Annotated in this window: 12 protein-coding genes; all 12 read left to right on the top strand. The window is 37.2% G+C overall.

What is annotated here, in order from left to right; all coding sequences use genetic code 11:
- Nucleotides 1–343 precede the first annotated feature (343 nt).
- Nucleotides 344–1,165: a serine O-acetyltransferase EpsC gene (gene epsC, locus ACTTKA_RS04185; RefSeq protein WP_385994503.1), complete on the top strand. Its 822-nt coding sequence runs from the start codon at nt 344–346 to the stop codon at nt 1,163–1,165.
- A 66-nt stretch (nt 1,166–1,231) separates the two neighbouring features.
- Entirely contained in the window at nt 1,232–2,140 is a 909-nt protein-coding gene (gene cysK, locus ACTTKA_RS04180; RefSeq protein WP_442724088.1) for a cysteine synthase A, read from the top strand.
- Between the two features lie 288 nt (nt 2,141–2,428).
- Entirely contained in the window at nt 2,429–3,565 is a 1,137-nt protein-coding gene (locus tag ACTTKA_RS04175) for a DUF4221 family protein (RefSeq protein ID WP_442724087.1), read from the top strand.
- Between the two features lie 166 nt (nt 3,566–3,731).
- Entirely contained in the window at nt 3,732–4,769 is a 1,038-nt protein-coding gene (locus tag ACTTKA_RS04170) for a 6-bladed beta-propeller (protein WP_442724086.1), read from the top strand.
- A 100-nt stretch (nt 4,770–4,869) separates the two neighbouring features.
- Complete coding sequence (locus tag ACTTKA_RS04165) at nt 4,870–6,150, top strand: DNA methyltransferase (protein ID WP_442724085.1); 1,281 nt, start codon at nt 4,870–4,872, stop codon at nt 6,148–6,150.
- A 3-nt stretch (nt 6,151–6,153) separates the two neighbouring features.
- Nucleotides 6,154–6,783: an MjaI family restriction endonuclease gene (locus tag ACTTKA_RS04160; RefSeq protein WP_060830677.1), complete on the top strand. Its 630-nt coding sequence runs from the start codon at nt 6,154–6,156 to the stop codon at nt 6,781–6,783.
- Between the two features lie 62 nt (nt 6,784–6,845).
- A complete protein-coding gene (locus tag ACTTKA_RS04155) occupies nt 6,846–7,157 on the top strand; it encodes an ATP-binding protein (protein WP_442724084.1) in 312 nt (103 codons plus the stop codon).
- A gap of 337 nt (nt 7,158–7,494) precedes the next feature.
- On the top strand, nt 7,495–8,562 hold the full coding sequence (locus tag ACTTKA_RS04150) for a BF3164 family lipoprotein (RefSeq protein WP_442724083.1): 1,068 nt from the start codon (nt 7,495–7,497) through the stop codon (nt 8,560–8,562).
- Nucleotides 8,563–8,700: 138 nt separating this feature from the next.
- Nucleotides 8,701–8,946, top strand: coding sequence for an NVEALA domain-containing protein (locus ACTTKA_RS04145; protein ID WP_097559813.1), 246 nt, complete (start codon nt 8,701–8,703; stop codon nt 8,944–8,946).
- 62 nt (nt 8,947–9,008) lie between these two features.
- Nucleotides 9,009–10,037, top strand: coding sequence for a 6-bladed beta-propeller (locus tag ACTTKA_RS04140; RefSeq protein ID WP_097559814.1), 1,029 nt, complete (start codon nt 9,009–9,011; stop codon nt 10,035–10,037).
- A 31-nt stretch (nt 10,038–10,068) separates the two neighbouring features.
- Nucleotides 10,069–10,992 (top strand): DUF1573 domain-containing protein, encoded by a 924-nt coding sequence (locus tag ACTTKA_RS04135; protein WP_442724082.1) that lies wholly within the window; start codon nt 10,069–10,071, stop codon nt 10,990–10,992.
- Nucleotides 10,989–11,876, top strand: coding sequence for a signal peptidase I (gene lepB / locus ACTTKA_RS04130; RefSeq protein ID WP_442724081.1), 888 nt, complete (start codon nt 10,989–10,991; stop codon nt 11,874–11,876). Before ACTTKA_RS04135 ends, lepB begins: the two co-directional genes overlap by 4 nt.
- Nucleotides 11,877–11,947 lie beyond the last annotated feature (71 nt).

Below are 11,947 nucleotides of genomic sequence, written 5' to 3'. Positions count from 1 at the left end.
GCTAAAGATAAAAGCGAGAGAGCACAAAAAAACAGTCCTTCCGTATAGCGGCGTCGAGCAAGGAGCCGGATATACATACGGATGGATGCAACATCCCGACGTCACCGACAATTTTCCTTATAGAATCGAATGTATATACGATAAAGTACGATGTTTTTTCTTTTTTATTAAGAGATTTGCCTTATCTTTGCAACCCATAAACGTTCAAAATGAATAAAGCACGAATTTATTGTTGTTGTTGCTGTTGTTGATTCAATCTTTTTCTCAAAATTGATAACGGTGCTCTTATGCACTTTTCACACAAGCAATAACAAGTTTCTATTCATTCTTCAATATCTTTTTTATGACATCCGATACTTTTAAACTTATCGATAAGTTTGAACCTTTGCCTATCCGCATTCCGGCAGATAAATGCCAACTCGAAGAGGCAATCCGCACACTTGTTTCTCTACTGTTTCCCGTTTGCGAAACAGTCGATATAACAGTTTTTCGTAGCCAGCTGAAGACATGTGCTATAACACTCGACAATAATATTGGTAAACTGACGAATCCGTCGTTCGCTGATGATGTAGTATACCGTTTCTTTGAACGATTACCCGAAATACGGATTCGTCTCTATAAAGACGCCCATTGCTATCTTCGTAATGACCCTGCTGCCAAAAGCATAGAAGAAGTTATATTAACCTATCCCGGATTTTTCGCGCTTTGCGTACACCGCATCGCTCATGAGCTCCATAGATTAGGTGTGCCTGTTATTCCTCGTTTGTTTGCCGAATATGCCCATGCGCAAGTCGGCATCGACATACATCCCTCCGCACAAATCGGTAAGAATCTGTTCCTTGATCACGGTACAGGGATCGTGATCGGAGAGACATGTCAAATCGGAGATAACGTAAAAATATATCAGGGAGTTACGTTGGGTGCGCTCTATGTGGAGAAACAACTCTCGGAAACGAAGCGACATCCCACCGTACAAAATGATGTGGTTATTTACGCCAATGCCACCATATTGGGAGGAGAAACCGTTATCGGACACGATTCCGTCATCGGTGGTGGAACATGGCTTACCCGGAGCGTTGCGCCCTATTCACTCGTTTACAATTCGGTAGACATAAAAATACGAACGGTAAAAACGTTTCCGCAACCCTCCGATTATGTGATATAAAACTTTTCTTTCTGTACGAAAAATGCATTCTTACGATGATATAAGTCTTATCAAAAAAACAATATAATGAAGTATAACAACATTTTAGAAACAATCGGGAGAACCCCGCATGTACGACTGAGTAAACTCTTCCCTAAACAAGAAGTATGGATTAAGCTTGAGAAACAAAATCCCGGTGGCAGCATTAAAGACCGTGTCGCGCTAAATATGATCGAGAAAGCCGAAAAAGAAGGATTCTTGGAACCGGGTTCTACCATTATTGAGCCCACTTCAGGCAATACCGGAGTAGGCCTCTCACTGGTAGCAGCCTATAAAGGCTATCGAACCATTATCGTGATGCCCGAATCGATGTCGGTAGAACGCCGCCGGTTAACGGCCGCCTACGGTGCCCGGTTGGTACTCACTTCGCGCGAAAAAGGGATGAAAGGAGCCATCGAAAAGGCGCAGGAGATTCAAGCCGAAACACCCCGTTCATGGATACCACAACAATTCAGCAATGAAGCTAATCCCGACATTCATGCCCGTACCACGGCACAAGAACTTATCGACGACTTCCCCGAAGGGATCGACTATCTCATTAGCGGCATCGGCTCAGGAGGGCATATCTCAGGTGTGGGCCGAGAATTAAAGAAAATGTTTCCGTCCATTTTGGTCATAGGGGTGGAACCCGAAGACTCGCCTGTTATTTCCGGAGGCCATTCAGGTGCGCATGCCATTCAGGGTATCGGTGCCGGATTTATCCCCGAGACGCTCGATCTTACGGTGCTCGACAGCATTTTCCGCATTACCCGAGAAGATGCGTTCAATTACGCTCGCAGGCTGGTTAAAGAAGAAGGCATTCTGGGAGGCATTTCCACCGGAGCATCCTTGGCCGCCGTAGCCCAAAAAACCGCCGAACTGAGGCACACCAAACGCATCGTGACTTTCAATTACGATACAGGAGAACGCTATCTCTCGGTGGAAGGATTGTACTGAGTAGCGCCGCATAACCATTCAAAGTATGACAACGGGACTTGGTTCGACTATTCTATGAGGAAGGGCGACAATAATCTGATTGAATGATGAGGTCTAAAAAAACCATGGATTGCCCAAGATGCGGAAGCATAAATCTTCGTGAAGATGGCATTGTTGGAGGTCGTCAGTTCCGTTATTATAAATATAGCGATACATGAAACGTTTTTGATACGTATCTTTGACGCGCCGAAAGTAAGCGGTACAGGGCACAACCCCTACAACAAAACATATACGCGTAAATAAAACGAAATGAAACAGTTCTGTTTAATCCTCACCGGCGTGTTGATGGTACTCGCGTGTTCGCACGAGAAGAAAGTGACCGAGAAAAAGAAAAGCCCGGAAGCCATCATCGGAATGGAAAAAGATACATTGTCTATCGACCTCGACGATACGTCATTGCCCCACTATCATACCCTAGCGGCATTCAGCTTGAATACGAACGATTATTTAATCGGTTATAACGATCAAACGCATGCTTTAGACGTTTTTGATTTTACAAACGGGGTTGTCCGCGATATAAAGCTCTACCGCGAAGGAAGACAAGCGGTTGCCGGCGAAATAAACGAATTATACGCTACTTCGTTGGATTCGATCTGGATTTTGGCGGACAAAACCGTTTACCTGTTCGACACGGCCGGCATCATACACGAAAAACACGAATTGACTGTCGACGAAGGAGAATACATCATCAATACATCGAATTATTCGAATGCTTCGATCAGATTATATTTCAACGCACACAGCCAATCGATGTATTATGTCACCCTTAAAATGGGAGACGAACCTATATTTTACATCAACGAAGCCAATTTACGGCAGGGGAAACACAAAAAAATAGTCCTTCCGTATACCGGCGCCGAGCAAGGCGTCGGACATCTGTACGGATGGATGCAACATCCCAACGTCACCTACCATTTTCCGCTGGTGATCTACAATTTTCCTTTTAACTCGAATGTGTACACCATCGACCTGCACAGCGGAATCGTGAAAACTTACGGAGCAGACAGTCGCTATACGCGTAATACGGCGTCGGAAACGCATTCGGCAACGATGGAAGACTGGTATCGGCATTTGATCGAAAACGTGCACTTCTACGAAGTCAATTACGACCTGTACAAGAAGCGTTATTACAGGCTTCATGTAAACGGAATCGATTTCACCACCGGAATGCCGATAGACAAGCAGTTTTTTAAGAAGCAACTATTTCTGACGGTCTTCGATCAGGACTTTAACGTAATAGATGAATTTCCGCTATCGAACGACACCTATAATCTGAATGGAGGATGGGGCATTTTTGAAAAAGGCTTTTTTATTATCAAAGACCATCCCAACGCGGAATCTCCCGATGATGACAAGATGAAGTATGATATTTTCCGTTTCGGATAAAAAAGAAAAAGCCGGAGAAAGAAGCGAATATATACCCTTATCGTCCAAGCGGTGTTTGCGATAAATGAAGTCATTTCAAGGTCTTAAAAAAACAAAAAACTGTCGTCGGCTATTGGGAGCTTATCGTCATAACTTGTATGTTTGTAGAAAAAATACAGAAAACACAATGAGAACAAACTTTTGCAAAAAAACATTCGCATTTACCCTGTATCTGGGATTAATTCTTACATTTTCTCGCTGCGTACAGAATGAAACAACTGAAAAACATTACAACGTCAACGATCACATTGTTAATGTACATAATCAGGTTAAAGAAATTTACATCCCCGAAGAAGATATACTCATCGGTTCTGTGACTCGATTGTATTCCTCTGACAAATACCTGATCATAGTAGATCACAAGTCTAACTTAGAACAAGTTTTACTGTTCGACAAGCAAACATACAAATACTTGGCGAGCACAGCTTTTCGTGGACAGGGACCGGGAGAAATTGCAAATATCGGACATATCGGTATCGATGAAAAGAATCGGAAGATTTATGTTTCCGATCACGGCAAACAAAAAATCTTCGGATACGATCTCGACAGCATCTTCCAAAATCCGAATTATATGCCGTTTGTTAAAGCAAACATGAATAAGGCACAATTCCCGGATAACTATCAATATATCAGCGACACGCTCTGTTATGCAAGAATTATCATCCCTGAGGGAGTAAACAAATTCAATGAGCTTGCCGCAAAATGGAACATGCTGACAGGAGAAATGAAACCGATGAACTATTCCCATCCCAAAGTGGAGAAAAGACGCATTACATTAGACGTATCCATTGAGGATAATCTCTATGCAGAAGCTTTTCATAATCGCGACTTGATAACGGTCTTAGATTTGGACGGTAATCTGAAGTTTAATATCTATGGGAATAATTGGGGAAGCAGAGAGGAAAACGAACTTCAACATTATGGAAATGTCGTTTTATGCAAAAATAGAATCATCGCTTCATATTCAGGCGGAAACAGACTTACCGACGAATATTTTCCAACAAAACTCGTCGTCTTCGATTGGAAAGGTAACCATCTCAAAACATTGGAAACAAACTATCGCATATCCGATATGTGTTACGACAAAGACTATAACCGGATCATTATGTCGTTAGACGATGATATTCAATTCGCATACCTCGATTTAGATGGACTGTTGGATTAAATAACATAATATTGGCAAGTATAGAGCGAAGTTTTCAACACTAACAGAAGTATGAAGCTAAAAGCATTATCTTTGTAGAAAGAAAAATAAATTAGAGAAAATGAATATAAATACAACTCATACAATAATAAACGGAGACAGTAGACAAATGAACGAACTCAAAGATAAAAGTGTTCATTTGATAGTTACGTCCCCTCCTTATTGGCAATTAAAGGATTACGGAACGGAAAATCAAATTGGTTTTCACGATGATTATGAAATGTATATAAATCATTTAAATCTGACTTGGAAAGAATGTTTTAGAGTATTGCACGATGGCTGTAGGCTTTGCGTGAACATTGGCGACCAATTCGCTCGTTCAACATATTATGGTCGCTATAAAATAATTCCCATTCACACTGAAATTATCAAATTCTGCGAAACAATCGGTTTCGATTTTATGGGGCAGATTATTTGGCAGAAAACAACTACTATGAATACTTCGGGCGGAGCGTGTATTATGGGAAGTTTTCCATACCCACGAAACGGAATTGTTAAATTGGATTTCGAATATATTTTACTCTTTAAAAAGCAGGGAAAAGCACCACAACCAACAAAGGAACAAAAAGATAATTCAATAATGACAAATGAAGAATGGAATACTTATTTTAATGGTCATTGGCATTTTTCGGGAGCAAAACAAGACAAACATTTGGCAATGTTTCCCGAAGAATTGCCTTATCGCCTTATTCGTATGTTTTCATTCCCAAATGAAATTGTTTTAGACCCATTCATGGGAAGTGGAACAACAGCTTCTGTAGCGAAAAAACTGAATCGGAATTCTATCGGTTACGAGATAAATCCTGATTTTATTCCAATTATTAAAGAAAAAATTGGAGGCGATGATGTGTTTTCAAAAACTAAAATTGAAATTATCGAACAAAAAACCATCTCAGAAAATTTTGAAGAAAAAATCAAAGAACTACCTTATCAATTCATAGACACGCATAAATTAGAGAAGAAAATAGATGTCAAAAAAATACAATACGGCTCAAAAATAGATGCCGAAAGTACAGGAAAACGTGAAGAATTTTTCTCTGTAAAGGAAATTATTTCTCCCGAATTAATCAAATTAAATAACGATTTGGTTATTAGACTAATTGGAATTAAGCAAAATCCAAATATTAACGAAGAAGCAACAGAATTTCTCTACAAAAAATTGAAAGGTAAAAAAGTTTTTCTCAAATATGATGAAGTAAAGCACGACTCCGACAATCATTTAATGGCTTATCTCTATTTGGAAAACAAAACATTTATCAATGCTCATTTATTGAAAGAAAAATTGGCAATAGTTGATAATTCAATTGACTTTAAGTATAAAAACAAATTTTTAAATCTATAGGCAATGGCAAAAGAATGGATACTAAACAGTGCTATGAATCGGTTTCAATTGAATTTTAAACGAAATGTAGGATCAACTTCAGAATCAATTAGAAAATGTGCTCCAAGAAATATCGAAGAATGGCGAGAATATTATTTTAAAAATGTGAAATCCAAGGAGCACATAGAAGAACTAGGAAAGAAGTTATACGTAAAAATTACAGAAGTCATTCAATCGGAAGTTGAAGAAATTACAGAGAAAGATTGTATTGATTATATGCTCGAACTTGTTATTGATAGAACATTTGAGGGTTATATGACCGAAATAAGTACTATTTATGGGCAACTGCAAAAAATGTTAGATGTAAAAATAGAGCCTGCGCCCGATGAGTGGGATAGATTATTTAATGTTGATTTTTACATAAAAATTGGCGACAAATATATTGGTCTTCAAATCAAACCAGTTAATGCGGGTATACAGCTTCCTGAAATATTCAAAGAATATAATTTGCAAGCGGAAACACATATCAAATTTACAGAAGTGTTTGGAGGGAAAGTATTTTATCTCTTTTCTGCAAAAAATGGAGACAGAAAAGAAATTGTGAATAAAGAAGTAATAGATGAAATAAAACAAGAAATTGAAAGATTGAAGTAGTCTCAGCAAACTAGAAAGCAATCTGACAACTGCCATACGCAAATTATAAATAAAGAATATTTATGGGAAAAATAATCGACATAAGCGTAGAAAAAGACCACATTGAATCTTTAACAAAAGCAAATGGTATTAATTCTTTATCTGAACTTATCTGGGATTCCTTAGATGCAGATGCTACGGAAGTAAAGGTTCAATATAAACCTAAAATATTCGGCGGATATAAGTACCTTCGATTTATTGATGACGGACATGAATTAACTCATGAAAAAGCACAGGATGTTTTTTCGAGATTGAGAGGATCAGAGAAAAAAAATGGTTTTTCAAAGTCCAACAGGCAGACAATATCATGGAAAAGAAGAAAAAGGAATATATAAAAGTCTATCTCTTGGTGACTTAATAAAATTCACAAGTATTTTTGAAAGAGCCGGGAGTCTTTATACATTCACTTTAACAATAGACAGAAATCAATTGTCAAAAACAGATTTAAGCGACTTAAAGCAATTAAAAAAGAGAGAAGGCAAAAGAGGATTCAAGGTTGAAGTTTTTAATCTCAATCTTAAAAATGTAGACCTCCAATCAATATATTCACATTTTACGATAAATTAAATCCTGAAACAAATGAGACAAAACGTATTTTTATGGTTCGTAATCATGGGTTTTTCCATGTTATCAAGTTGTCAAATTTCGCATGAGACCTCTCCCACTTCTTTTATGGGATTCAAAGATCAGATCGTTTATGTAAAAGAATTTCCTCAGACTTTTACCCTTTCGGACGAGACGGTTCCCGATATCGACATCATCGGTATACAGGATATTCAGATTTGCGATACGATGATTATTTTTTCCGGAAAAGGACAAGAGAATCTTTGGGCTTGTTATTCCTTGCCCCGATACGATTACTTGGGTAGCCTGCTAACGAAAGGAAACGGTCCGAACGAATTTATTCAGGCTCCCTGGGTGAGTTCGGCTACTTTTTTCAACGAGCGGGATGAGTTGCATGCCGGCATCTACGACTTTCAAAGAGGGAGAGTATTCAATGCCAATATTACGCAAACACTTAAAACCGGAAAGCTCGACATGCATCTTATGCGAGATTCATTGCCGCCTTTTCTGTTCAATTTCTTTATCATCGACTCCGCGCGCTATTTTTGCAAAGAAGCCAACCATCAGCAGACTCAGCAGACCAGATATCTTATCGAAAGAGACAAACAACTGCATCCGGCTGTTTTTGATTCATTGAATTGCGTTAAACTTGAAGAAATGCAAGATATCAACATCCTGTCGACCATCACCAAATTCAATCCGGCTCGCAATATCGTCGTAGAAATGCCTGTCGGACTGAATTATTTGAACATGTATTCGCTCGACGGAACGTTTACCCGAACCCTCTGTATCGGCGATAAAGTAGACGATATCGAAGATATTCAGAACAAAAAACTATGGGAACGAATCTATACGTTTAACGACATAGCGACTTTCCCTGATTTTTGGGGAGTTGTGTATATCAATGAAGATGCAAAGACCTATCAAACCGGCAGAAAAAAATTACCCTGCATTTATTTGTTCGATTGGGAGGGTAAGCCTTTAGCCGAACTGAAATTACAACATTTTATCACGACATTCGATATCGATCTCCGCAACCGTACGCTTTACACGTTCGATCTTGAGGATGAAGTCCTTCATAAATACGATATCAGCGAGATACTGACAAAAATTATTAGACTAAATGAAAAGAAAAAGCAGATTGATACAATAAGAGCTCTATATTTAGAGGAATAGTTTTAAAAGAAAAATAGAGTCATTTAGATAATAAGACGACCATTCAGATAGTTAAAAAAGAATAAAAATAAGACAAGCATTTGGATATGTCAAAAACACGCTATATGTTTGTAAAACAAATTTTAAAAACAAAATACGATGAAAACAAAAATTTTAGGAGGGATCTTTGCCCTCGCAGTGATGGTAGTTACAGGCTACGGAGTGAACCGGAGTATGCAGAAAGATACCGATCTTTCGGAGATGGCATTGAGTAATGTGGAAGCTTTGGCCGATGAACATGTTAATCCGGATTGCCCGAATGGATGTATTGTTGATGGCTCAAATTGTAAATGTTATGGAATACATCCGCATTACGGTGAGTATGACTGGGATAAAGCAAAGTAAAACATTGCGCCTTAAGGCGCAATGTTTTAAACACTAAACTATATTACTATAAGCTATATAAAATGAAGAATCTTTATCTTATTCCATATCTCCTTTTTATCTTTATCTGCGGAGGATGCTCGCAAAACTCTACAAATGAAAAACACTTTAAAATACGAGAAAATATTGTCAACGTACATGACCGCATTAAAGAAATTCATATTCCCGAAGAAGATGTTTTAATCAATAATTATTCATGGCCATATATTATAGACAATTATCTGATTATTTGTGATTATCAATCATACGAAAAACAACTTCTTTTTTTCGATAAAAACACGTATCGTTACATAACCGGTACCGCAGACAGAGGCCTCGGACCCGGTGAAATTACACGAATCGGACATATTGTATTTAATAAAGATAAACGTTTGCTATATGTTTCCGATCATGGAAAAAATAAGATTTTCAGTTATCATCTCGATAGTATCATTCAAAATAAAAATTATAAGCCTAAAACATGGTTAAGTATAAATGACAGTCTTGCTCCTCTAAATTATGTTTATATCAATGATACACTCTCTATAACGAACACAATGATAGCTATTGGTGATTTTGATTTTAATCTCTCAATAGCCCGATGGAATATGAAAACAGGCAAAATAAACCCTATGCCGTATAAACATCCTGATATTAAGAAGAAACGATTTGAATTTGACGCATCCGAAAAACATAATCTTTATGTAGAAAGTTACACGAATCACGATTTGATGATCATTGCCGATCTTAATGGTAATTTAATTTGTAATATCTATGGACCGGAATGGGGCAAAGACTATCCGAGACCCAGACGATATCATGTAAATACATTATTTTGTAGGGATAAAATTATTACTCTTTATACAGGAGGTGATAAATTCATAGCTGAAAGAAAAGTAAATCCGGCAACCAAATTTTTGATCTTCGATCTGAATGGAAATCATCTCAAAACATTGGAAACAGACTATCATATTGTCAGATTTTGTTACGATGAAGACCATAACCGGCTTATTATGTCTTTAAATGAGGATATTCAATTTGCATATCTTGATTTAGATGGCCTGTTAGATTAAGAAATTCGACAATATAATTAATTTGAACATCATGCTCCGAATAAGAAGATATATAATTCAAATAACTAAACTTTTTATCTTTCTTCTTTTTATTTTGATCCTCTCTTCTTGCCGAGAAAACAATCAAAAAAAAGAGATTACGGAGATTATTAAATCATGGCAGGGAAAAGAGATTATTTTTCCGGAAGGACTTATTTTTACGAAATATGGAAAAGATACGATTGAATATAACATACCGGTTTCAGATTATAAAATTATAATGTATGTTGATTCTGTTGGCTGTACGGAATGTAAACTTTTATTAAACAGATGGAAGAAGTTCATTCATGAAGTCAATTTAATGGCAAATGATACCGTCCCAATATTGTTTTTTTTCTATCCTAAAGATTTGCGTGAGATATCTTTTATATTGCAACAAGACAGTATTGATATCCCGGTCTGCATTGATAAGGAAAATAAAATAAATCAGATTAATCATTTTCCTTCTCAACAAGATTTTCAATGTTTTTTGCTTGATAAACAGAATAGGGTTATATATATCGGCAATCCGATACGTAATGAGCAAATAAAGGAGATGTATTTATCTGCCATCTCAAACGGCAAGTATAGTCCGTCTGTTCAATCATCGGGAATAACTCGAATAAAAGTCGATCAAACAAATTTTGATTTAGGAATACTTAAAAAAGATGATAACAAAAAAGTATGTGTCATAATACGTAATATTGGGAAACTACCTTTTGTTATACATGATGTAAAAACATCATGTGGTTGCGTACAGATTAATTATATTAAGCAACCTGTTGCTCCCGGTAACACTACCGAGGTTAGCCTTACATATCATGCTGATAAAACAGGGCTTATCAACAAAACGGTTTCTATTTACGGTAATATGGACATTTCGCCATTAACGATAAACTTAAAAGGAGAGGTTGTTATTGCAGAAAAGAATAAATGATAAATAAACGACAACAGTTTCGTAAAGTAGCAAATACAGCTCTGAATTTATTTAACAGTATATCAATCATTATAATTGGCTTTCTGTTGCTGCGTGTGTTTGTCTTTGGATCATACCGCATACCCACAGATTCGATGATACCTGCTATTATTCCCGGTGATTATGTTTTAGTTAATAAATTGGCTTACGGAGCACGCCTTTTTAATCTCTTTGACGCCCTTGAAGGAAAAAGAGTAAAAATTAGACGCATTTTTGGATACACTCATGTTAAACATAATGATGTAGTAGTTTTTCATATCCCTCACCCTCACAAACGAGATAAAATCGAAATGGATATGTTTAAATACTATATCAAACGCTGTATCGGAATACCCGGCGATACTTTACGTATTGTAAACGGAATCTATCAGATTAACTCCGATACAGTTCAACATTATGGTAATTTTCTAGCCGAACAAAAATTAAGTCAGATATCCGAACAAGATTTCTCAAAATATTTATATCAAAGTTTCCCCAAAGATACAATATTAAGATGGAATATCAAAAATTTCGGACCCATGTATATTCCCAGCAAAGGCGACTGCATCCGATTGGGCAGAACAGAAACGCTTATCTACAAGAAAATTATCGAATGGGAGACCGGATATACGCTACATATCGAACGCGATACACTATATAATGTCGATACGCCCATTACATCCTACACATTTACACACAATTATTACTTTATGGGTGGCGACAAGGTTGAAAACTCGCAAGATTCACGTTACTGGGGACTGCTCCCCGACGAGCTGATCATCGGAAAAGCATCGTTTATCTGGAAATCCGTCGATCCTTATTCTCATCAAATCAGATGGAAACGTTTTATGAAATCCATTCAATAATACGGCAAAAATTAATACGATATTCTTGTTTATATTACGAAAAAATCGTAAGTTTGCCACACTAAATATAA

It is taken from the genome of Tannerella sp. (assembly GCF_052170195.1).
Taxonomy (GTDB): Bacteria; Bacteroidota; Bacteroidia; order Bacteroidales; family Tannerellaceae; genus Tannerella.
The sequence above is the reverse complement of the archived record's forward strand: the minus strand, read 5'-3'. Positions and strand labels throughout refer to the sequence as shown.